Genomic DNA, 20,882 nt, shown 5'->3' with positions numbered 1-20,882 from the left:
GCTCGGGACTACGCTCCTGACACATGAGCGACCAGCACTCTCACCAGAGCTTCGAGACCCGCGCGATCCACGCGGGCAACACCGCCGACCCGCTGACCGGCGCGGTCGTCCCGCCCATCTACCAGGTGTCCACCTACAAGCAGGACGGCGTGGGCGGGCTGCGCGGCGGTTACGAGTACAGCCGCAGCGCCAACCCGACCCGTACGGCCCTCGAGGAGAACCTGGCGGCCCTGGAGGGCGGCCGGCGCGGCCTCGCCTTCGCCTCGGGCCTGGCCGCCGAGGACTGCCTGCTGCGCACGCTCCTCGCGCCCGGCGACCACGTGGTCATCCCGAACGACGCCTACGGCGGCACCTTCCGGCTCTTCGCGAAGGTCGTGGAGCGCTGGGGCGTCGACTTCTCCGTCGCGAACACCTCCGACGTCGAGGCGGTGCGCTCCGCCGTCAACGACCGTACGAAGCTGATCTGGGTCGAGACCCCGTCGAACCCGCTGCTCGGCATCACCGACATCGAGGCGATCGCGGGCGTCGCCCGCCAGGCCGGCGTGAAGCTCGTCGTCGACAACACCTTCGCCTCGCCGTACCTCCAGCAGCCGCTGGCGCTCGGCGCGGACGTCGTCGTGCACTCCCTCACCAAGTACATGGGCGGTCACTCGGACGTCGTCGGCGGCGCGCTGGTGACGGCCGACGAGGCGCTCGGCGAGGAGCTCGCGTACCACCAGAACGCGATGGGCGCGGTCGCCGGTCCCTTCGACTCGTGGATCGTGCTGCGCGGTATCAAGACCCTCGCGGTCCGCATGGACCGGCACAGCGAGAACGCCGAGAAGATCGTCGAGATGCTGACCCAGCACCCGAAGGTCACCCAGGTCCTCTACCCGGGCCTCCCGGAGCACCCGGGGCACGAGATCGCCGCCAAGCAGATGCGTTCCTTCGGCGGCATGATCTCCTTCCGTGTGGAGGGCGGCGAGCAGGCGGCCGTCGAGGTCTGCAACCGCGCGCAGCTCTTCACCCTGGGTGAGTCCCTCGGCGGCGTCGAGTCCCTCATCGAGCACCCGGGCCGGATGACGCACGCGAGCGTCGCGGGCTCCGCCCTGGAGGTCCCCGCCGACCTCGTGCGCCTCTCGGTGGGCATCGAGAACGTCGACGACCTGCTGGCCGACCTGCGGCAGGCGCTGGGCTAGTCGGTACGGGCCGGGCGGGGCGCTCCTGATCGTACGGAGTGCCCGCCCGGCCCTCCGTGCGTCAGGTGCCGGGGAGCGGCTCCTTCATCGAGGCCCGGATCTCGGCGCGGAGCTCGGGGCTGTCCGTGTGCTCGTGGACGGCGACCACGTGCTGGACAGCCGCCCGTTCGAGCTCCTCCTCCTCGCCCGACATGTAGAGCGAGCAACCGGAGACGCTCGGGGCGTCCCGGCAGTCGGTTGCTTTCCTGGCCATGACGACCTCCAGACGGGCCCGCGGACGGGCCCCTCCTTCCAGGCTAGGGCCGTCCTCACAGGCCGTCGAACGGCGGTGTGGTCTCCGCCGCCGGGACCTGCCAGGGCTGTGCCACCGACACCCACAGCACGAAGGCGAGCACCGCGAGCGCGAACAGTGTCCACGCCGCCCGTCGGGCCGCCCGGTTCCGTCGGAGCAGGCGGGAGCCGCGTTCCGCCGCCTCCCCGGCCAGGTTGCCGGGGACCGGCGGGTGCGGGGTGTCGAGGAGCCGCCGGACCGCCGCCTCCTTGTCCTCGTGCCGGGTCACGCGGCGGTCCTCCCGGCAGGCTTCTCCGTGCTGCTCCGGGCCGCCCTCAGGGTGGCCACCGCCCGCGCGCAGACCGCCCGCACCCGGGCCGTGGGCAGTCCGAGCAGTGCGGCGACCTGCTCCTCGGCGACGCCCTCGTACAGCCGGAGGACGACGACGAGCCGTTCCAGCGGGTGGAGCGCGGAGAGCACCCCGCCCCGGCCGCCGTGGTGCCGCCAGGCGGTGCGCGCGAAGCGGGCCGCGAGCTCGCGCCGGGTGAGCTCGTACGGATCCTCGTCCCGCAGCCGGTCCCACACGGCGTAGGTGTGTGCCAGGGCGGCGGTCAGCAGGGCCTGGGCGTGCGGATTGCGGGTGCGGGTCTCGGCGGTGAGCAGGGTCGCGGCGTGCAGCAGCCGGCCCGCCGCCCCGGCCACGAACGCGTCGAACTCCCGGGCGCGGTAGGCGCGTTCGGTCCGGGGTCCGTTCCGCTGCTGTCCCACGTCCTCATCTGAGGACAGCGCGGGGGTGGGGTCAAGAGGTCTGCGTGGACTCGCTCGTCGCCGCGGCCGGGTCCTCGGTCGCGGACGTGGTCGCGGACGTGGTCGGCGCCGTGGTCGCCGTCGTGGTCAGCGACGTGGTGGCGGACTCCGTCACGGGTCCGCCCGTGTGCGCCGACTGCCGTGCGGACAGGGCGGTGTTGAAGCGGGTGAGCAGGGTGCAGAAGGACTCCCGCTCGTCCGGGGTCCAGCCCTCCGTGACCTCCACCATCAGCTGACGGCGCGAGGAGCGGACCTCCTCCAGGCGGGCGAGCCCGCGCGGCGACAGCTGGAGCACGACCGCGCGCCCGTCCTCCGGGTGCGAGGTGCGCTTGACCAGGCCGGTGTCGACGAGCGGGGCGACCTGGCGGGTGACCGTCGACGAGTCGATGCCCATGCCCGCCGCCAGCGCCTTCACGCCCATCGGACCTTCCTGGTCAAGGCGGTTGAGGAGCAGGTACGCGGCGCGGTCCATCGAGTTGCGGAGCTGCCCGGTGCCACCGAGGCGCGTCTGCTCGGCCCGGCGGGCGAAGACGGCCACCTGGTGCTGGAGGGCATCGAGGAGACCGGGGTCGAACTCAGTCGTCATGTCCTGAGATGTGGGCATGGCTGTGGGTCTCTCTCGTGCGGGGGTGGTCGGTCGGTGGGGGACAGAGTACGCGGCCCCGGGGAGGTCCGTACCGGGCCTGCACAAACCCGCTGGGGCACCCGGTCGCCGGGCGGCCACCAGGGCCGTGAGCTGCGAGACTTGCTGTCATGAGCTTCCGTACGCCAGACCCCTTGCACCGGCTGATGCTCGACGACGTACGGGGGGCGCAGAAGATGCTGTCCGGGGTGGCCCGGATGACCGCGATGGAGGGCAGCCGTCATCTGTCGTCGCTGGTGGGAGCGCCCGTGCACCTCAAGTGCGAGAACCTTCAGCGGACCGGTTCGTTCAAGCTGCGCGGGGCGTACGTACGGATCGCGGGGCTGCGGCCCGAGGAGCGGGCGGCGGGGGTCGTCGCGGCCTCGGCGGGCAACCACGCGCAGGGCGTCGCGCTCGCCTCGAACCTGCTCGGCGTGCACGCGACCGTCTTCATGCCGGTCGGGGCGCCGCTGCCGAAGGTCGCGGCGACCCGGGAGTACGGCGCCGACGTCCGGCTGCACGGTCATGTCGTGGACGAGACGCTGTCGGCGGCGGAGCGGTACGCGCGGGAGACCGGGGCCGTCTTCATCCATCCCTTCGACCACCCCGACATCATCGTCGGGCAGGGCACGGTGGGTCTGGAGATCCTGGAGCAGTGCCCGGAGGTGCGGACGATCCTGGTGGGCATCGGCGGCGGCGGTCTCGCCGCCGGCATCGGGCTCGCGGTGAAGTCGCTGCGCCCGGACGTGAAGGTGATCGGCGTGCAGGCCGAGGGCGCCGCCGCCTATCCGCCCTCGCTGGCCGCCGGGCACCCGGTGGTGATCGAGTCGCCGGTGACGATGGCGGACGGGATCAAGGTGGGACGGCCGGGTGACGTGCCGTTCGCGCTGATCCAGGAGTACGTCGACGAGGTCCGTACGGTCTCCGAGGACGCGCTCTCCTCGGCGCTGCTGCTCTGTCTGGAGCGGGCGAAGCTGGTCGTCGAGCCGGCCGGCGCCAGCCCGGTCGCGGCCCTGCTCAGCGACCCGAAGGCGTTCAAGGGGCCGGTGGTGGCGGTGCTGTCCGGCGGGAACGTCGACCCGCTGCTGCTCCAGCGCATCCTGCGGCACGGCATGGCCGCCGGGGGCCGCTATCTGAGCCTGCGGCTGCGGGTCACGGACCGGCCTGGGGTCCTGGCGACCCTGCTCGCCGTGCTCACGGTCGCCGACGCGAACGTCCTGGACGTCAGTCATGTACGGACCGACCCGCGGCTCGGCCTGACCGAGGCGGAGGTCGAGCTGCATCTGGAGACGAAGGGCCCGGAGCACTGCCGCGAGGTGGCGGACGCGCTGCGGGACGCGGGGTACACGGTGCTGGACTGAGCCCGCCCCGTGCCGGCCTGAGCCCCGCCCGTGCCGGCCTGAGCCCCACCCGCCCCGCGCCATCCCCTCAGTCGCATGATCATGTGTCCCAGGTCACAAATTCACTGGGCGGGGTGGCTCCGGCGAACCTAGGATCGGTGGGAAACGCCCGAATTCAACGTTCGTTTCTCCCTGGGAGTACTCACATGCCAGGAGCGATCTATGCCGAGGGTCTGGTGAAGACCTTCGGTGACGTACGAGCTCTGGACGGCGTGGACCTCGACGTGCCGGAGGGCACCGTCCTGGGTCTGCTCGGTCCGAACGGCGCGGGGAAGACGACCGCCGTGCGTGTGCTGACCACCCTCCTCCAGCCCGACAGCGGCCGGGCCGTCGTCGCGGGGATCGACGTCCTCAAGGACCCCGACGAGGTGCGTCGCAGGATCGGGCTCTCCGGCCAGTTCGCGGCCGTCGACGAGTACCTCACCGGCCGCGAGAACCTCCAGATGGTCGGGCAGCTCTACCAGATGAGGGCCAAGGACGCGAAGGTGCGGGCCGACGAGCTCCTGGAGCGCTTCAACCTCGCCGACGCCGCCGACCGCACGGCCAAGACGTACTCCGGAGGCATGCGCCGCCGCCTCGACCTCGCGGCCGCCCTCGTCGTCTCCCCGCCGGTCATGTTCATGGACGAGCCGACCACCGGCCTCGACCCCCGCAACCGGCAGGGCCTGTGGGAGGTCATCAAGGAACTCGTCGCGGGCGGTACGACCCTGCTGCTCACCACGCAGTACCTGGAGGAGGCCGACCACCTCGCCCACGACATCTGCGTCGTCGACCACGGGAAGGTCATCGCGCGCGGCACCTCCGACCAGCTCAAGGCCCAGACGGGCGGCGAGCGCGTCGAGGTCGTCGTCCACGGGCCGGGGATGATCGGCGACGCCCGGGCCGTCCTCGCGCGCTACGGCATCGCGGGCATCGGCCACGGCGAGGTGTCCGTCGAGGAGCACACCCGCAAGCTCACCGTCCCCGTCGCCGGCGGCGCGAAGCTGCTCGCCGAGGTCATCCGCGACCTGGACGCCGTGGGTGTGGAGATCGACGACATCGGACTGCGCCGGCCCACCCTCGACGACGTCTTCATCTCCCTGACCGGCCACGCGGCCGAGCGGGAGGCGGAGGAGAACGGGAACGGCGGGCCGGACGGGGAGTCCCGGCCGGGCGACCGCGGCGACAGGCGTGTGAAGGAGGCGGCCGAGTGAGCACCATGAACGACTCCCTGGTCATCGCCCGCAGGAACCTGATCAGGATGTCCAGGATTCCCGAGATGATCCTGTTCGGCCTGATCCAGCCGGTGATGTTCGTGATCCTCTTCACGTACGTCTTCGGCGGCTCCATGCAGATCGGCAACAGCACCGACCCGGACGTCTACAAGAACTTCCTGATGGCCGGCATCTTCGCCCAGACCGTCACCTTCGCCACGGCGGGCGCGGGCGCGGGCATCGCCGACGACATGCACAAGGGCCTCATCGACCGGTTCCGCTCGCTGCCGATGGCCCGCGGCGCGGTCCTCACCGGCCGCACCCTGGCCGACCTCGTGCAGACCGCGCTGACGCTCCTCGTGCTCGCGGTCGTCGCGCTGATCATCGGCTGGCGTCCGGGTTACGCGGCACCGACCAACTTCGGCAAGGTCATGGCCGGCTTCGGCCTGCTGCTCCTCCTCGGCTACGCCTTCACCTGGATCGGCGCCCTGATCGGCCTCTCGGTCCGCACCCCGGAGGCGGCCACCTCGGGCGGCCTGATCTGGCTCTTCCCGGTGACGTTCATCTCGAACGCCTTCGTGGACTCCAGCAAACTGCCGGGCTGGCTCCAGCCCGTCGCGGAGTGGAACCCGTTCAGTGCCACCGTCCAGGCCTGCCGCAAACTCTTCGGCGATCCGGGCCTGTCCCCGTCCGACGCCTGGCCGATGCAGTACCCGGTGTGGGCGTCGCTGATCTACTCCGTCCTGATCATCGCCATCTTCCGCACCCTGTCCGTCCGCAAGTACCGCCGCGCGAACGGCTGACGGTCCCGGACCGGCGAGGGGCGACCGGTCAGGGCAGAGCCGTCGGCTGCGTCGAGGCCATGCAGCACGAAGGGCCGGCCCCGGTGGGGGCCGGCCCTTCGTGGAGCGCGGGTGGATCAGCCGGTGTACGGCTTCGCGCTGAGGATCTTCACGGTGGCCTTCTTGCCGTTCGGCAGCTCGTACTCGGCGTCGTCACCGGCCTTCTTGCCGTTGACACCGACGCCGAGCGGCGACTGCGGCGAGTAGGTCTCGATGTCACCGCTCGCGTACTCGCGGGAGGCGAGCAGGAAGGTCATCGTGTCGTTCTCGTCGCCGTCGAAGGCGATCGTGACGACCATGCCGGGCTCGACGACGCCGTCGTCCGCCGGAGCCTCGCCGACCTTGGCGTGCTCGAGGAGCTGGGTCAGCTGCCGGATGCGGAGCTCCTGCTTGCCCTGCTCCTCCTTGGCCGCGTGGTACCCGCCGTTCTCGCGCAGGTCCCCCTCTTCGCGGGCGGCGGCGATCTTGATGGTGATCTCCGTGCGCGCGGGACCAGACAGGTACTCAAGCTCGTCCTTGAGCTTGTTGTACGCCTCCTGGGTGAGCCAGGTGACGTTGTCGCTGGTCTGGGTCACAGGTGCTCCTCGTAGGTACTGGGAATACAAAGCATCGCCCTACACGGGAAAGCTCTGCTCTCCCGGGTGGGCGAAACCACGAGCCTAACAATGAGTGGCGAAAAGCGGGAGGACATAACCATCAGGATGGCGTCACCCCAGGTCACCGGGGTGACTCGCCGGGACTCGACACCCGGTCCCTACCCACCGCTACCGAGCCGTACACCCCATGAGCTCCGCGCTGGTCGCGCGGGCGGTCGTACGGAGCGAGTAGACGCGGTCGACCCGGCTCGCGGGGTCGTCGACCCGGACGTCCTTGCGGGCCACCTCGGCCCCGTCCTCGGAGCGGGACCGCAGGGTGCAGACGCCCTTGGCGTCCTCGTCCTTGCGGATCTCCAGGTGCACCTGGACCTCGGTGGCGCTCACCACGTCGAACTTGATCATCTCGGCGCTGATCCTGCTGTCGACGACGTAGTGCCAGCCGAACCAGCCCATCAGGCCGAGGAAGAGGACACCGAGCACCGCGCCCGTGATCTTGAGCTTGCGGTCGGCCGCCTCGTCCGCGGAGCGTCCGTAACGCCCCTCGGGCAGCTGCTCTCGCACCGCGCTCATGATCGATCCTCTCCGAGCCGGGGGTGGCGGAATTTTCACTCCCCCGATTCCGTCACTATAGAGACCACCCTCCGCGTCGAATCACTGAGGATCGAGTCTTGACTGAGCAGCTGCGACTGATGGCCGTTCACGCCCACCCCGACGACGAGTCGAGCAAGGGTGCGGCCACGATGGCCAAGTACGTGTCCGAGGGGGTGGACGTCATGGTCGTGACGTGCACGGGCGGCGAGCGCGGCTCGGTCCTGAACCCCCAGCTCCAGGGTGACGCCTATGTCGAGGCGAACATCCACGAGGTGCGCCGCAAGGAGATGGACGAGGCCCGCGAGATCCTGGGCGTCTCCCAGGAGTGGCTGGGCTTCGTCGACTCGGGTCTGCCCGAGGGCGACCCGCTTCCGCCGCTCCCCGAGGGCTGCTTCGCCCTGGAGGACGTCGACACCGCGGCCGGGGAACTGGTCCGCAAGATCCGCTCCTTCCGTCCGCAGGTCGTCACGACCTACGACGAGAACGGCGGGTACCCGCACCCCGACCACATCATGACCCACAAGATCACGATGGTGGCCTTCGACGGTGCGACCGACACCGAGAAGTACCCGGAGGCCGAGTTCGGCCCGTCCTGGCAGCCCCTGAAGCTCTACTACAACCAGGGCTTCAACCGCCCCCGCACGGTCGCCCTGCACGAGGCGCTCCTCGCGCGCGGCCTGGAGTCCCCGTACGGCGAGTGGCTGGAGCGCTGGAAGGAGTTCGCGGGCAAGGAGCGGACGCTGACCACGTTCGTGCCCTGCGCGGAGTTCTTCGAGATCCGTGACAAGGCCCTGATCGCCCACCGCACCCAGATCGACCCCGACGGCGGCTGGTTCCGGGTGCCGATGGAGATCCAGAAGGAGGTCTGGCCGACGGAGGAGTACGAGCTCAGCAAGGCGCTGGTGCCGACCTCCCTCCCCGAGGAAGATCTCTTCGCGGGCATCCGCGACAATGCCTGACATGAGCGCACACCTGGCACTGACCCAGCTTGTCCCCTTCGCCGCCGAAGAGCTGGACGAGAACAAGGTGACCCCCGGCGTCCTCGGCTTCGTCGTCTTCGCGGTGCTGGCCGTCGCGGTCTGGCAGCTGATGAAGTCGATGAACCGCCACATGGGCAAGGTCTCCTTCGAGGAGGCCCCCGACCCGGCCGCCGCCCCGGAGACCCCGGCCTCCTCGGCCGGCAAGTAGCCGACCCGCCCCCGGGCCCGTACCGCAGCGGTACGGGCCCGGGGGCGTCGTCGTGGAACGGCGGGCTCAGCGGTACGGCCCTGGCGGCGCCGTCGTGGAACGGCGGGCTACTCCACCGGCACCCCGAGGACCTCCCGGGCGTGCCGGTGCGGCACCATGCCCAGGTCCCAGGCCTGCCAGGGCGTCGACGGGTGGATGCCCCGGCCCAGGATCACCCCGTACGCCTCGGCGCAGTCGTCGAGCCGCGGGTCGCGCGCCGGATGCCGGTCCGCGACCAGCGCGGCGAGCTCCTCGCGCGCCGTGACCGTCCCCGGCTCCGGGCTGCCCGGGACCGCGTGCGGGAGCAGGGTGCAGCGCAGGAAGCGGGCCCAGTCCGCGCCCCGCCGGTCGCCGTACGTGCCGAACAGCGCACGGGCCTCGTCGCACAGCCCGAGCGCCTGCGGCACCCGGGCGTTGCCGGCGTCGATGATCGCCAGCTCCAGCGAGGTCCAGGCCTCCCCGTGCGGCACCCCGATCCGGTGGAAGTCCGCCCGCGCGTCCACGAGCAGCTGCCGGGCGAAGCCCGAGTTGCGCAGACCGCCGGTGCGGGCCGCGAGCTGGTCGCGGGTGACCCGCCCCGAATGGTGCCGGGCACTGGCCAGCCCGTACACGTCCCGCATGCGCGAGAACATCGTCCGCGCCCTGCCCAGCTCCCGGACCGCGTCGTCCCGGTCGCCGCGCTCCTCCAGCGCGTGGGCCAGATGGAACAGCGTCCACGCCTCCCCGCGCGCGTCCTCCTGCTCCCGGTGCCGGGCGAGTGCCCCGCGCAGCCCCTCGACGGCCGGCTCGGCGTCCCCGGCGGCGAGCCGCGCCCTGGCCAGCTGGGTCAGCGCCCAGGCCGCGCCGCGCCCGTCGTGGATCCGCCCGTAGCCGTCGAGGGCCTCCCGCAGCCCGGCCTCCGCACCCGGCACATCGCCCCGCAGCAGCAGCACCTGGCCCCGCTGGAAGTGCGCCCACGCCTGACCGTGCGGGGACTCGTGCTCCCGGTGCAGGGCGAGCGACCGGTCGAGCAGCGCCATGGCCTCCGCCAGCTTCCCCCGGTCCCGCTCCACGGCCGCGAGCGCGTGCAGCGTCCAGCCCCGGTCGGCGGCGAGCGCCGCCGGCTCCTGGAGCGCGAGCGCCTCCCGCAGCCGGGCCGCCGCGTCCGTCAGCCGGCCCTGGTGGTGCAGGGTGATGCCGAGCGAACAGAGCGCGAGCGCCGTACCCGCGTCCTGGTGGGCCTCCTGGTAGAGCGACACCACCGACGTCAGGGTCGTCCGCGCCTTGTCGAGCTCGCCGAGCTGCCGGGCCGCGATGCCGGTCCGCCACTGCACCGAGCGGGACAGCTGCCCCTGCCCGACGGCCTCGGCCAGTTCGTTGATCTCGCCGAGCCGGTAGAGGTCGCCGCGCAGCAGGCAGTAGTCGCAGAGCGCGCCCAGCAGATCGAGCACGGTCTGCTGATCGACGCCCTCCGTGTGCCGCAGGGCCGCCGTGATGAAGCTGGACTCCTCGTCGAGCCAGCTCAGGGCCGCCTCCAGGGAACCGAAGCCGTGCCCGTCGAATCGGTTCGCGCGGGTGGACATCTTGCCGTCGACCATCCGGATCACCGCGTCCGCGAGCTCCGCGTAGTTCCGTATCAACCGCTCCTGCGCCGCCGCGGTCTCCGCCGCGTCCTCCTCGTCGAGGAGCCGGAGCGCCGCGAAACCGCGCACCGCGTCGTGCAGCCGATACCGCTCCCCGCGCACCGGGGCGAGCAGCCCCGCGCCGGCCAGCTCCCGCAGCAGCCGGGCGCCCTCGGCGCCGGTCCCGTCGAGCAGCGCGGCGGCGGCCGCCGCGCCGAGCGAGGCCCGCCCGGCGAGCGACAGCCGCCGGAGCAGCCGCCGGGCCTCGTCGTCGAGATCGACGACGTACCGTGCCCACAGGGCCCGTTCGACCGGGGTGTCACCCCGCCCCGGCCGGCCGAGTACCTCCGCGAGCTCGTCCATGGACCGCCGCGTCAGCAGGGAACCCGCCGCCCGCAGCGCCAGCGGAAGCCCGCCGCACAGCTCCCGGATCCGGTCGAGGGCCTCCGCGTCGTACGGACCGGGGTCCGGCGCCCCGCCCGCCGCCCGCAACAGCTCCTCCGCCCCGGCCGCGTCGAGCGCCGCCACCGGCAGGAGGTGTACGGGCACGTCCCCCAGGTCCAGCGGCTCCCGGCAGGTCACCAGGACCAGGCTCTCGGAGCGCTCCGGCAGCAGGGCCCGCACCTGGGCCGCGTCCACGGCGTCGTCCAGGATCACCGTCACCGGCACCCCGGTCAGCTGCCGCTGGTACAACTCCGTGAGCCGCGCCACCTGTTGGTCCGCCGTGGCGCCCTCCCGGAAGAGGAGCCGCTCGCGCGGGGCGCCGAGCCGGTTGAGCAGATGGAGCAGTGCCTCCCGGGGTGCGAGGGGCCGCTCACCGCTCGCGCCTCCCCGCAGGTCCACCACGCACGCGCCGCGGAACTGGTCGCGCAGCGCGTGCGCCGCCCGTACCGCGAGCGCCGTCCGCCCGGAGCCGGGCTCGCCGTGCAGCAGGACCACCGTCGGCCGGGTCGCCGCCGAGGCGCGCCCCGTACGGACCCACCCGGTGATCCGCGCCAGCTCCTCCCGACGGCCCGCGAAGTCCCCGGGGTCGGGCAGCTGCCCGAAGGACCGTTCGAGTACGGCCCGCTGCCGGGCCGCCGCACTCCGATCGGCCCCGCGCAGCCGCTCGGGCCGTGCTGCCGCGTTCCTCTGGGCGGGCGCGCGCTCGGGCCGTGCTTCCCCGTTCCCATGGGCGAGCGCGGCCCGCTCCCGCTCCCGTTCCCGCTCCCGCTCCCGTTCCAGGAACGGGCGGATGCCCCGTACCTCCAGAGCCGTCAGCCAGCGCACCCGCGCCGCCTCGACGGCGCCGTCCGGCACCGGCACCGCCATCGGCGCCGCTGCCGTCGCCGGCGTCACCTGCCCGGCACGTCGAGTCGGCACCTGCCCGGCGCGTCCCGTCGTCGCCTTCAGCACCGTCGCCGCCGCGCCCGCCACCGCCACCACGGCGCCCGCGCCGAGCGCCGTCCCCGTCGTCGTACCGAGCGCCAGGTCCGCGCCGACCGCGGCGACGGCCGCGACTCCGGCGACGAGCGCGGGTCCGCCGAACACCGGCCCGGAGGAACGGTTCGCCGCCGTACGGGCGTCGCCGGCCTCCCCCTCCTCCGCGGCCCGTACGGACGCCGCGTACTCCGCGTACTCCTCCTCCGCCCCCGCCGCCATCGAGTCCAGCGCGGCCCGGCCCCGGGCGAGCAGGGTCTCCGCGTCCGCCCGGCTCCCGGAACTCCGCACCTCCTCCTCCACCGCCCGTTCCCACAGCCGCTCGGCCTCGACCCGATGGCTCTCCCGCATGTGCGTCCCCCTCCGCGCCCGCCCGACCATCCCGTCCCTGAGGCCCTGTCAGACCCCGGACCGTGCGCGTCCAGTGTGCTGCGCGGGGCGCGCAGGCGCGAGAGCGGAGAAGGGAGGGGACGGCCGCGGCGGGACGGTCGACATGCCGAACGGCGAGGGGGCTTGTGGGTCGAGAAATGGCCGGATGCCGCACGGGCCGAGTTCCGTGAGTCCCGGCACCCGAGGCTCCGGCGCCCGGCCCCCGGATGGCGGGGCGCCCCCGCGCGATGGCCCCTCGGACGCCGTTCGCGGCCGGCGAAATCACCGCCCCCAATCTTCCGAGTCGCCCCGTATAAAGGATCCGTAGTGGTGGCCGAAAAGAGCTGCTACTTCTGATGCTTTCCAACCCCTGTGTTATATGCAGCGGTTGCCGGTCAATTGCGCTTGACGGTTTCTTGGGGGTCTGCATAAGGTCGGTCCGCGACATCGAGTTGCAACGTTGTACAGCGCGTCCACTAGAGCGGGCGACGGGGGTGGCAACGTTCGATATGCCTGGACCATTCGCTCGCCTGACCACCGACGAAAGGTTAGTAAAATGCGATCTGAAATGACTCTTACGAGCTCGAATTCCGCTGAGGCTCTGGCGGCGCAGGACTTTGCGAACTCCGTTCTCAGCGCGGCGGCCCCGGGCTTCCACGCGGACTGCGAGACCCCGGCCATGGCCACCCCGGCCACGCCGACCGTCGCCCAGTTCGTGATCCAGGGCAGCACGATCTGCCTGGTCTGCTGACCCAGGACTGAGGCTGCCGCCGGAGAGGCCCGTCACCACCGGGCCTCTCCGGCGCGCGGCTGCGCACGACTCACGACGGCGGCCGGACATGCGACGCCAGAAATGCGACGGGGGAGACGAACAATCCGGTGAAATGGAAGTGGTGGGGGCGACACGCCTCGCATGCGAAAGGTGCCCAGGCGGCGGCCGATCGCGTATTCCTTCCGATAGCGGTCGGGCAGGCTCTGGCGGCCGCGGAGACCCTTTTTCTCCGTGCGGAATTCGAAGACGACGGATATCTCAGAGGCACATCGGCCCAGCAGTATCCGCCGGGTACTTTGCGGCACCGGATGGGCCGCGTACTCGACCATCCGCGCACTCCCCGAGTGCTCGCGGGAGTGACCCTCGCCGCATCGGCGGGGCTGGCGCTCGCGCGCGGCAACCGGAAGGCCCAGATCGCCGCCGCGACGGTCATCGGGACATGCAACCGGCTGAGCGAGATCCGCACCCCGTACGGGCGGGACGGCGCGGACCAGATGACGGCGGTCATCACGCAGTACCGGGCCCTCACGGGACTGATTCCGGACCAACGGCTCTCCGACGATCTCTTCCTGCGCGCGGTCAACTTCCAGGCCGGGCTGAGCTATGCGGTCTCCGGAATCTCCAAGGCCTTCGGCAGCAGCTGGGTCCAGGGCGACGCCCTGCTCGAAGTCCTGCAGACGGAGGCGTACGGCCGGGGGCCGGCCGCGGCGATCCTCCGCAAGTACCCGCGACTCTGCCGGGCCCTGACCGTCGGCACGGTCGTGTGGGAGACGGCCTTCCCGCTCATCTACCTGCTGCCGCGCGAGCAGGCCTCCCACGCGCTCACGGCCGTCAAGGCCTTCCACGTCGGCGTGGCGACGGCCATGGAACTGCCGCGCTTCGTCTGGGGGTTCTTCGGCTCCCACGGAGCCGTCGGCTACGTCCTGGACACCCGAGGCGCGCCCCGGACGTTCGAGAAGGCCGTGTTCGGCATCGCGGGCGGCGCCGTCCTCACCAGCGCGCTGATCGCGCGCGAGAAGCGCCGGATCGCCGAGCAGCGGCGGCTCGGCCCCAAGGGCGCCGCGCGGCTCCGCCACGGCGACGGCGAGGTCGAGTACCGGGTGGACCGCCCCGCGGAGGGGACCCCCTCCCGCGCGGTGATCGTCCTGGAGTGCGGCCTCGGCCAGTCCTTCGAATCGTGGGAGTGGGTCGCGGAGAGCCTGGCCGAGCACCACACGGTCATCCGCTACCACCGCTCCGGATACGGCCTCACGACGTCACGCGCGGCCAACGGCGACCTGCTCGCCGCCGTGCTCGACGAGGTGGGTGCCGAGGGGCGGATCGTGGTGGTCACCCACTCGATCGGCTCGCTGAGCGCCGCCTCCTACCTGGGCGAGGCGGCCTTCGCCGGCCGCGTCGACAAGCTGATCGTCGTCGACGGCACCGACCCGGTGCTCCTGGACGAGGACCGTACGGACCGCAGGCGGCTCGGCCGGTTCCTCCAGGCACAGGTCTACACGCTCGTGGCGGCGCTCACCGGAATCTACGAGTGGGCGCCCAACGCGGTGGAGCGGCAGGCGGGCTACACGCCCGACGTCCAGTACAGCCACGTGCAGTTCGTGTTCTCCCCGAGGAACATCGTCAACTCGGTCCGCGAATACCGGCGGATCCGGACCGAGGGCGCCGTGGAACGCCTCGGCGCGGTCGACTCGGTCCTGGTCGTCGCCTCGGACGAGTACGCCGACCAGCAGGCGGTGCTGGCCGAGAAGCTCGGGGCGAAGTTCGAGGTGGTACGCGGCTCGGCGCACCGGTCGATCATCGGATACCGGCAGCACGCGGAGCAGGTCGAGGGCGCTATCAGAAGGTTCATGGATGCTTACTGACCGGATCAAGGGCGGGGCGGCCACCGTCGCGGTCGGGGCGCTCGCGGCGCACCTGGTCGCGACCGTGCTGCAGAACACCCCCGACTCGTACAACCAGGACATGCGCACGTTCACGGGCGGCTGGCCCATTCCCGGCTGGCGGTTCTTCGCTCCGAACCCGGGTGTGCAGAACGTGCATCTGCTGGTGCGGGAGACCACCGACGGCGGTCCCACGCCGTGGCGCGACGTGACGCCCGTCGTGCCGCACGGGTGGACGCAGGTGCTGTACAACCCGCGCAGCCGCGGGCCCAAGGCGCTCTTCGACGCCATGCAGCAGCTCTCCATCATGAGCGCGAACCAGGCCGACTTCTCGTGGGTCACCCAGAGCCTGCCGTACGACCTGGTGCTCGCGGCGAGCCGGGCCGCGGTGGCGGACGACGCCAGGGCGCTGCAGTTCCTGCTGATGAACGTGTTCCCCAGCGCGCCCGTGGAGCAGCGGATGAAGCCGATCCTCACCTCGGAGTGGATCCCCCTCACCGCCGCCCCCCGCCCGGCGGGAGCCGCCGCGTGAACGTGGAGAAGTTCGAGGGTGCGGAGCTGCACGTCCATGTCACGGGCTCCATCAGCGCGGCGCTCGTGCCGTGGTGGATCCACTGGCTGCGGGAGTTCCAGCCGGAGCTGGTCGTGAACGTGTCGGTGACGCCGGCGGCCTCGCGGTTCCTGGCGGTCCGGGCGCTGCGTCACCTGGCGAACGGCGCGGTGTGGGTCGACTCGTGGGACGACCCGGACGTGCCGCCCGAGGTCAACTCGGGGAAGAGCGGCGCCTCCGAGTGCTTCCTCGTCTTCCCCGCCACGCTGGACACCGTCATGCGTCTGGCGCAGGGGCGCGCGGACTCGCCCGCCCTCATGATGCTCCAGCTGACCGACGCGCCCCTCGTGATCGCGGACACGTTCCCGGGGTCCAACGAGATCGTCGAGAACAACGTGCAGACCCTCAAGCTCCGCCCGAACGTCGAGTTCGCGCCGCGGGTGAACGGCGTACGCGCGAGCAACCGGCAGACGGCCGAGGTGGGGTTCAACCTGCCGGGTGCCCTCGCCGTGGCCAACAGGATGCGGAAGGAAGGGCGTTCCGGTGAGTGACCCGAGCGTGTACGACGAGACGGCGATCGAGGCCTACGACCTGGTGTCGTCGATGCTCTCCCCGGGGGCCGGGCTCGTCGCCTGGGTGTCGTCGCACCGGCCGCTGTCCGGGCTGGCCGTCCTGGACCTGGGGTGCGGCACGGGCGTGTCCTCGCTCGCGCTCGCCGAGGCCGGTGCGCGGGTCGTGGCGGTCGACGCCTCGCGGCCGTCGCTGGACATGCTGGAGAAGAAGCGTCTGGACCACGAGGTCGAGGCGGTGGAGGGCGACTTCCGCGATCTCCGGCTCGACACCACGTTCGACGTCGTCACCATGTCCCGGAACACCTTCTTCCTCGCCCAGGAGCAGGAGGAGAAGATCGAGCTCCTGCGCGGCATCGCCCGGCACCTGAAGCCGGGTGGCGCGGTCTTCCTGGACTGCACCGACCCCGCCGAGTTCCAGCGCGCGGGCGGCGACGCGCAGTCGGTCACCTACCCGCTGGGCCGGGACCGGATGGTGACGGTGACGCAGACCGCGGACCGGGCCGGCCAGCAGATCCTGAGCATCTTCCTGGTCCAGGGCGCCTCGACACTCACCGCGTTCCACGAGCAGGCCACCTGGGCTACGCTGGCGGAGATCCGGCTGATGGCGCGGATCGCGGGTCTGGAGGTGACGGGCGTCGACGGGTCGTACGCGGGGGAGCCCTACACCGCGCGCTCGCGGGAGATGCTGGTCGTACTGGAGCGGCAGTGAGCGAAGTGCCGGCGATCGCCGCGGAGGACGCCACGGTCGTCCTGGACGGGACCACCCTCCTCGCGCCGACGACGTTCGAGGTGATGCCCGGCGAGTTCTGGTGCCTCACCGGAAGCAACGGCTCCGGCAAGACGACCCTCCTGCGGGCCTTCCTGGGCAGCCGGAGGCTGACGGGCGGCGCCGTCCTCGTACGTGGCGAGACCGTCGACATGGCCCGGCCCCGGCACCGGCGCCTCATGGCCTCGCTCGTCGAACCGATCCCCGTCGCCCGTGACATGACCATCCGCGAGCAGGTGACCCTGGTCGCCGCGTCCTGGTACGGCAACACCACGGAGACCGCCGAACGCGCCGACGAGATCATCGGGCGACTGGGGCTCACCGCACTGGGCGCCCGCTTCCCCTCCCAGCTCTCCTCCGGCCAGCTCCAGCTCTTCAACCTCGCCCTGACCCTGGTCCGCCCCGCCGACGTCATCCTGCTCGACGAACCCGAGCGGCATCTCGACACGGATCGCGTCGACCTCGTCGCCGCCCTCCTCGCCGAGCGCGCCGAACAGGGGACGTCGTTCCTGGTCGCCACCCATGAGGCCGGCATGGTGGAAGCCTGCGACGGCGTCATGGAGCTGGGATGACCACGGACAGCATCACCGCGGTCGAGGCCGATCCCCGGGACCGCGTCCATGCCGTACGGCACCGGTACGCCCACCGCGGCGACCGCGCCACGCCGCAGGACTGGGCGTACACCGTCTATCTCAGCGTCATCCTCGGCGCCGTCTACGTGGCGCCCGTCGTCTATCTGGTGAGAACCACGGAGGCGCTCGTCTCCCTGCCGTCCGCCGAGGCGGCGACCCCCGTGGCGTGCCTGGTCGCGGCGACGGCGGTCTGGGGTGCCCAGCTCACCGGCCGGTTCTGGGGACCGCTGGTGCTCAAGCCGTTCCTGCTGCACGTGTTCATGTCGACGGACCTGTCCCCGACGCACTACCTCGGCACGATCGCCCGCCGCCGGCTGGCGTACGCGGGACTCGGCACGCTCCTCGCGGTGTGCACGGCGACGTTCCTCGCGACCGACCTGTTCGACCACCCGGGAAGCGCGCTGCTGCCGCAGGGCCTGGCCGTCGCGGTGGGCATCGGCGCCGTCGCCCCCGTGGCATGGCTGTGGGGCCAGGTCCGGACGGTGCGCGAGAACGTCCTGCTCGCCGCCGCCGTGGCCGTCGCGGTGGCCGCCGTGGCACCGCTCGGCCGGTCCGCCCTGCTGGGCGGCGGCGGCCTGTGGCTCGTCACCGGTGTGCTCGCGGTCGCGGCCGCCCTGCTCGGCCGGTCCGCCCTCCGGTCCGTCCGTACGGTCGACCTCGCCCGGCTCGCACGCGAATCGGCGCGCGCCGCCGAGGCCCAGACCTTCGCCTGGACCGGCACGCTCCACCACGCGCTCGACCTGTACCGCCCGCAGCCGCGCGGGCTCACCTCCGCGCTGACACGCCCGGACGGGCGGCTGCGCGGCCACCTCGCGCAGGGCGCCGTCCGCGCGCTCCGCACCCGCGGCCGGGCCCTCGCCGCCGCGGCGTTCCTGCCGGCCGGCGGCGTCCTGCTGACGCTCGGCGTCGCCGAGCCGGACGCCCGGCTCGCGACCCTGTCCTGGACGGCCGGCGCGGTCGGCGTGTACCTGGGGTCCGGGTGGGTCGGCGAGAGCTGGCGCGGACTGCGCGACGAGCTGACCCTGGCCCCGCTGCTCGGCGAGTGGTGGGGCGGGATGCTGGCCCGCACCCTGGCCTGGCCGGCCGTCGCCGTGGTGGTCCCGGTGGGGCTCGCGAGCGCCGTCACCGTCCTGGCCCGGTGGCCGCTCCAGGGCGGCGGACCGGCCGACGCGGTGCTGCTCACGGCAGGGACGGTGGTGCTCGTGCTGGGCGCCAGGTTCCTGCGCGAGATGAAGATGAACCTGCCCGTCGAACTGCTGCTGCCCATCATCACGCCGCTGGGCGACCTCTCCGCCCTCCGCGTCTTCGTATGGCAGTTCGACGGACTGGTCGTGGTCCTGGCCGGCGTCCTCGTGATGAACGGCATGCCGTCCGCGTCCGGCGCGGCCCTGACCGCGCTCGGGGCGGCCGCCTGCTGCGTCTGGGCGGGCCTGCGCCGCACCGGGTGGTCCCTCCGGCCCCTCGTCAGCCGCCTCGGCCGGGTGTAGCGACGCCCCGCGGGAGTGGCCCCCGGTCCGCCGGGGGCAGGGCTCCCGCGCGAGTCCGGGGCGGCAGGGCAGGATGGACACCATGGCGAACCGACTGGCCCATGAGACCTCCCCGTACCTCCTTCAACACGCCGACAACCCGGTCGACTGGTGGCCGTGGTCGGCCGAGGCCTTCGAGGAGGCCCGGCGCCGCGACGTCCCCGTGCTGCTCAGCGTCGGCTACAGCTCCTGCCACTGGTGCCACGTCATGGCGCACGAGTCCTTCGAGGACGATGCCACCGCGGCCCTGGTCAACGACAACTTCGTCGCCGTCAAGGTCGACCGCGAGGAGCGCCCCGACGTCGACGCCGTCTACATGGAGGCCGTCCAGGCCGCGACCGGCCAGGGCGGCTGGCCGATGACCGTCTTCCTCACCCCGGACGCCGCCCCCTTCTACTTCGGTACGTACTTCCCGCCCGCGCCCCGCCACGGCATGCCCTCCTTCCCGGAGGTCCTGGAGGGCGTCAAGGGCGCCTGGGCCGACCGGCGCGACGAGGTCGGCGAGGTCGCGGAGCGCATCGTCAAGGACCTCGCGGGCCGCTCCCTCGCGTACGGCGGCGACGGCGTCCCCGGCGAGGAGGAGCTCGCCCAGGCCCTCCTCGGACTCGTCCGCGAGTACGACGCGACCCACGGCGGCTTCGGCGGCGCCCCCAAGTTCCCGCCGTCCATGGCCCTGGAGTTCCTGCTCCGCCACCACGCCCGTACGGGCTCCGAGGGCGCCCTCCAGATGGCCGCCGACACCTGCGAGGCGATGGCCCGCGGCGGCATCTACGACCAGCTCGGCGGCGGCTTCGCCCGCTACGCCGTCGACCGCGCCTGGGTCGTGCCCCACTTCGAGAAGATGCTGTACGACAACGCCCTGCTCTGCCGGGTGTACGCGCACCTGTGGAGGGCCACCGGCAGCGACCTGGCCCGCCGGGTCGCCCTGGAGACCGCCGACTTCATGGTCCGCGAACTCCGCACCCCCGAGGGCGGTTTCGCCTCCGCGCTCGACGCGGACAGCGACGACGGCACCGGCAAGCACGTCGAGGGGGCCTACTACGCGTGGACCCCGGCGCAGCTCACCGCGGTCCTCGGCGCGGAGGACGCCGCCCTCGCCGCCGCCCACTACGGCGTCACCGAGGACGGCACCTTCGAGCACGGCAGCTCCGTCCTCCAGCTCCCGCAGGAGGCCGGTCCGGCCGACGCCGACCGGATGGCCTCGATCGCCGCCCGGCTCCTCGCCGCCCGCTCGGAGCGCGAGCGTCCGGGCCGCGACGACAAGGTCGTCGCCGCCTGGAACGGTCTCGCGATCGCCGCCCTCGCCGAGACCGGCGCCCTCTTCGACCGCCCCGACCTCGTCGAGCGCGCCACCGAGGCCGCCGACCTCCTCGTCCGGGTCCACATGGACGAGTCCGCCCGCCTCACGCGTACGTCCAAGGACGGCCGGGCCGGCGCCAACGCCGGCGTCCTGGAGGACTACGCCGACGTCGCCGAGGGCTTCCTCGCCCTCGCCGCCGTCACCGGCGAGGGCGCCTGGCTCGACTTCGCCGGCTTCCTCCTGGACCTCGTCATCGACCGCTTCACGGCCGAGGGCGGGGCCCTCTACGACACGGCCCACGACGCAGAGGCCCTGATCCGCCGCCCGCAGGACCCCACGGACAACGCCGCCCCGTCGGGCTGGACCGCCGCCGCCGGCGCGCTGCTCTCCTACGCCGCGCACACCGGCTCGGACGCCCACCGCGCCGCCGCCGAGGGCGCCCTCGGCGTCGTCAAGGCCCTCGGCCCGCGCGCGCCCCGCTTCATCGGCTGGGGCCTGGCCGTCTCCGAGGCCCTCCTCGACGGGCCCCGGGAGATCGCCGTGGTGGGCGCCCCCGGTGACGAGGCCTTCCGGGAGCTGCGCCGTACCGCGCTGCTTGCGACCGCCCCCGGAGCGGTGCTCGCCTTCGGCGCCCCCGACAGCGAGGAGTTCCCGCTGCTGAGGGACCGTCCGCTGGTGGCCGGTGGTCCCGCCGCGTACGTGTGCCGTCACTTCACCTGTGACGCGCCGGTCACCGACCCGGACGAACTGCGCCGGAAGCTCTGAGGC

Annotated in this window: 21 protein-coding genes; 14 read left to right on the top strand and 7 right to left on the bottom strand. The window is 72.5% G+C overall.

Annotated elements, in window-relative coordinates; translation table 11 throughout:
* Positions 1-23 precede the first annotated feature (23 nt).
* On the top strand, positions 24-1,178 hold the full coding sequence (locus N5875_RS14570; RefSeq protein ID WP_318208896.1) for a cystathionine gamma-synthase: 1,155 nt from the start codon (positions 24-26) through the stop codon (positions 1,176-1,178).
* A gap of 61 nt (positions 1,179-1,239) precedes the next feature.
* On the opposite strand, the gene N5875_RS14565 is transcribed toward N5875_RS14570, so the two are convergent.
* Genes N5875_RS14565 through N5875_RS14550 form a run of 4 tightly spaced genes read right to left on the bottom strand, consistent with a single transcriptional unit; the run spans position 1,240 to position 2,860 of the window.
* Positions 1,240-1,431, bottom strand: a complete 192-nt coding sequence (locus tag N5875_RS14565) for a DUF1059 domain-containing protein (protein WP_318208897.1) — start codon at positions 1,429-1,431, stop codon at positions 1,240-1,242.
* A gap of 55 nt (positions 1,432-1,486) precedes the next feature.
* The gene (locus tag N5875_RS14560; protein ID WP_318208898.1) at positions 1,487-1,738 is read right to left on the bottom strand and encodes a hypothetical protein; all 252 of its coding nucleotides are present in this window, start codon (positions 1,736-1,738) and stop codon (positions 1,487-1,489) included.
* Positions 1,735-2,217, bottom strand: coding sequence for a sigma factor-like helix-turn-helix DNA-binding protein (locus tag N5875_RS14555; RefSeq protein ID WP_318208899.1), 483 nt, complete (start codon positions 2,215-2,217; stop codon positions 1,735-1,737). Before N5875_RS14555 ends, N5875_RS14560 begins: the two co-directional genes overlap by 4 nt.
* A 31-nt stretch (positions 2,218-2,248) precedes the next feature.
* The gene (locus tag N5875_RS14550) at positions 2,249-2,860 is read right to left on the bottom strand and encodes a MarR family transcriptional regulator (protein WP_318208900.1); all 612 of its coding nucleotides are present in this window, start codon (positions 2,858-2,860) and stop codon (positions 2,249-2,251) included.
* 149 nt (positions 2,861-3,009) lie between these two features.
* Between N5875_RS14550 and ilvA the strand changes: the two genes are divergently transcribed.
* From ilvA to N5875_RS14535, 3 genes are all read left to right on the top strand, one after another.
* On the top strand, positions 3,010-4,239 hold the full coding sequence (gene ilvA / locus N5875_RS14545; protein WP_338494184.1) for a threonine ammonia-lyase: 1,230 nt from the start codon (positions 3,010-3,012) through the stop codon (positions 4,237-4,239).
* A gap of 185 nt (positions 4,240-4,424) precedes the next feature.
* Positions 4,425-5,471 carry an ATP-binding cassette domain-containing protein gene (locus tag N5875_RS14540; RefSeq protein ID WP_318208902.1) on the top strand — a complete coding sequence of 349 codons (1,047 nt, stop codon included), beginning with the start codon at positions 4,425-4,427 and terminating at the stop codon, positions 5,469-5,471.
* Between the two features lie 5 nt (positions 5,472-5,476).
* Positions 5,477-6,274, top strand: coding sequence for an ABC transporter permease (locus tag N5875_RS14535; RefSeq protein ID WP_318209229.1), 798 nt, complete (start codon positions 5,477-5,479; stop codon positions 6,272-6,274).
* A 116-nt stretch (positions 6,275-6,390) separates the two neighbouring features.
* Here the strand turns inward: N5875_RS14535 and greA are convergent, their stop codons facing one another.
* Together greA and N5875_RS14525 are read right to left on the bottom strand one after the other, a co-directional pair.
* Positions 6,391-6,888 carry a transcription elongation factor GreA gene (gene greA / locus N5875_RS14530; RefSeq protein ID WP_030323988.1) on the bottom strand — a complete coding sequence of 166 codons (498 nt, stop codon included), beginning with the start codon at positions 6,886-6,888 and terminating at the stop codon, positions 6,391-6,393.
* A gap of 189 nt (positions 6,889-7,077) precedes the next feature.
* Positions 7,078-7,479 carry a DUF4307 domain-containing protein gene (locus tag N5875_RS14525; RefSeq protein ID WP_318208903.1) on the bottom strand — a complete coding sequence of 134 codons (402 nt, stop codon included), beginning with the start codon at positions 7,477-7,479 and terminating at the stop codon, positions 7,078-7,080.
* A 98-nt stretch (positions 7,480-7,577) separates the two neighbouring features.
* Between N5875_RS14525 and mca the strand changes: the two genes are divergently transcribed.
* Positions 7,578-8,459, top strand: coding sequence for a mycothiol conjugate amidase Mca (gene mca / locus N5875_RS14520; protein WP_318208904.1), 882 nt, complete (start codon positions 7,578-7,580; stop codon positions 8,457-8,459).
* The gene (locus N5875_RS14515) at positions 8,452-8,688 is read left to right on the top strand and encodes a hypothetical protein (protein WP_338494175.1); all 237 of its coding nucleotides are present in this window, start codon (positions 8,452-8,454) and stop codon (positions 8,686-8,688) included. Before mca ends, N5875_RS14515 begins: the two co-directional genes overlap by 8 nt.
* A gap of 107 nt (positions 8,689-8,795) precedes the next feature.
* Here the strand turns inward: N5875_RS14515 and N5875_RS14510 are convergent, their stop codons facing one another.
* Positions 8,796-12,098 (bottom strand): tetratricopeptide repeat protein, encoded by a 3,303-nt coding sequence (locus N5875_RS14510; protein WP_338494172.1) that lies wholly within the window; start codon positions 12,096-12,098, stop codon positions 8,796-8,798.
* Positions 12,099-12,684: 586 nt separating this feature from the next.
* Between N5875_RS14510 and N5875_RS14505 the strand changes: the two genes are divergently transcribed.
* The 8 genes from N5875_RS14505 to N5875_RS14470 all read left to right on the top strand — a co-directional run bounded on the left by N5875_RS14505 (position 12,685) and on the right by N5875_RS14470 (position 20,879).
* Positions 12,685-12,867 (top strand): cypemycin family RiPP, encoded by a 183-nt coding sequence (locus N5875_RS14505; RefSeq protein WP_318208907.1) that lies wholly within the window; start codon positions 12,685-12,687, stop codon positions 12,865-12,867.
* Positions 12,868-13,196: 329 nt separating this feature from the next.
* Positions 13,197-14,750 carry an alpha/beta fold hydrolase gene (locus tag N5875_RS14500; RefSeq protein WP_318208908.1) on the top strand — a complete coding sequence of 518 codons (1,554 nt, stop codon included), beginning with the start codon at positions 13,197-13,199 and terminating at the stop codon, positions 14,748-14,750.
* The gene (locus tag N5875_RS14495) at positions 14,740-15,300 is read left to right on the top strand and encodes a hypothetical protein (protein WP_318208909.1); all 561 of its coding nucleotides are present in this window, start codon (positions 14,740-14,742) and stop codon (positions 15,298-15,300) included. Before N5875_RS14500 ends, N5875_RS14495 begins: the two co-directional genes overlap by 11 nt.
* Positions 15,297-15,869, top strand: coding sequence for a CypD family RiPP peptide-cysteine decarboxylase (locus N5875_RS14490; RefSeq protein WP_318208910.1), 573 nt, complete (start codon positions 15,297-15,299; stop codon positions 15,867-15,869). Before N5875_RS14495 ends, N5875_RS14490 begins: the two co-directional genes overlap by 4 nt.
* Positions 15,862-16,599: a methyltransferase domain-containing protein gene (locus tag N5875_RS14485; RefSeq protein WP_338494166.1), complete on the top strand. Its 738-nt coding sequence runs from the start codon at positions 15,862-15,864 to the stop codon at positions 16,597-16,599. Before N5875_RS14490 ends, N5875_RS14485 begins: the two co-directional genes overlap by 8 nt.
* Positions 16,596-17,228, top strand: coding sequence for an ATP-binding cassette domain-containing protein (locus tag N5875_RS14480; protein WP_338494163.1), 633 nt, complete (start codon positions 16,596-16,598; stop codon positions 17,226-17,228). Before N5875_RS14485 ends, N5875_RS14480 begins: the two co-directional genes overlap by 4 nt.
* Entirely contained in the window at positions 17,225-18,775 is a 1,551-nt protein-coding gene (locus N5875_RS14475; protein ID WP_338494160.1) for a hypothetical protein, read from the top strand. The genes N5875_RS14480 and N5875_RS14475 overlap by 4 nt, the downstream gene beginning before the upstream one ends.
* 82 nt (positions 18,776-18,857) lie before the next feature.
* Positions 18,858-20,879 (top strand): thioredoxin domain-containing protein, encoded by a 2,022-nt coding sequence (locus N5875_RS14470; protein ID WP_338494157.1) that lies wholly within the window; start codon positions 18,858-18,860, stop codon positions 20,877-20,879.
* Positions 20,880-20,882: the final 3 nt, after the last annotated feature.

It is taken from the genome of Streptomyces sp. SJL17-4, from assembly GCF_036826855.1.
Classification (GTDB): domain Bacteria; phylum Actinomycetota; class Actinomycetes; order Streptomycetales; family Streptomycetaceae; genus Streptomyces.
This window is presented reverse-complemented; position numbering and strand designations above follow the sequence as displayed.

Bases quoted from the DNA above. Each gene is read 5' to 3' on its own strand.
- N5875_RS14570 (WP_318208896.1), top strand. From the start codon at position 24: ATGAGCGACCAGCACTCTCACCAGAGCTTCGAGACCCGCGCGATCCAC.
- N5875_RS14565 (WP_318208897.1), bottom strand. From the start codon at position 1,431: ATGGCCAGGAAAGCAACCGACTGCCGGGACGCCCCGAGCGTCTCCGGT.
- N5875_RS14550 (WP_318208900.1), bottom strand. From the start codon at position 2,860: ATGCCCACATCTCAGGACATGACGACTGAGTTCGACCCCGGTCTCCTC.
- ilvA (WP_338494184.1), top strand. From the start codon at position 3,010: ATGAGCTTCCGTACGCCAGACCCCTTGCACCGGCTGATGCTCGACGAC.
- N5875_RS14540 (WP_318208902.1), top strand. From the start codon at position 4,425: ATGCCAGGAGCGATCTATGCCGAGGGTCTGGTGAAGACCTTCGGTGAC.
- N5875_RS14535 (WP_318209229.1), top strand. From the start codon at position 5,477: ATGAACGACTCCCTGGTCATCGCCCGCAGGAACCTGATCAGGATGTCC.
- N5875_RS14525 (WP_318208903.1), bottom strand. From the start codon at position 7,479: ATGAGCGCGGTGCGAGAGCAGCTGCCCGAGGGGCGTTACGGACGCTCC.
- N5875_RS14515 (WP_338494175.1), top strand. From the start codon at position 8,452: ATGCCTGACATGAGCGCACACCTGGCACTGACCCAGCTTGTCCCCTTC.
- N5875_RS14510 (WP_338494172.1), bottom strand. From the start codon at position 12,098: ATGCGGGAGAGCCATCGGGTCGAGGCCGAGCGGCTGTGGGAACGGGCG.
- N5875_RS14505 (WP_318208907.1), top strand. From the start codon at position 12,685: ATGACTCTTACGAGCTCGAATTCCGCTGAGGCTCTGGCGGCGCAGGAC.
- N5875_RS14500 (WP_318208908.1), top strand. From the start codon at position 13,197: ATGGGCCGCGTACTCGACCATCCGCGCACTCCCCGAGTGCTCGCGGGA.
- N5875_RS14495 (WP_318208909.1), top strand. From the start codon at position 14,740: ATGCTTACTGACCGGATCAAGGGCGGGGCGGCCACCGTCGCGGTCGGG.
- N5875_RS14475 (WP_338494160.1), top strand. From the start codon at position 17,225: ATGACCACGGACAGCATCACCGCGGTCGAGGCCGATCCCCGGGACCGC.
- N5875_RS14470 (WP_338494157.1), top strand. From the start codon at position 18,858: ATGGCGAACCGACTGGCCCATGAGACCTCCCCGTACCTCCTTCAACAC.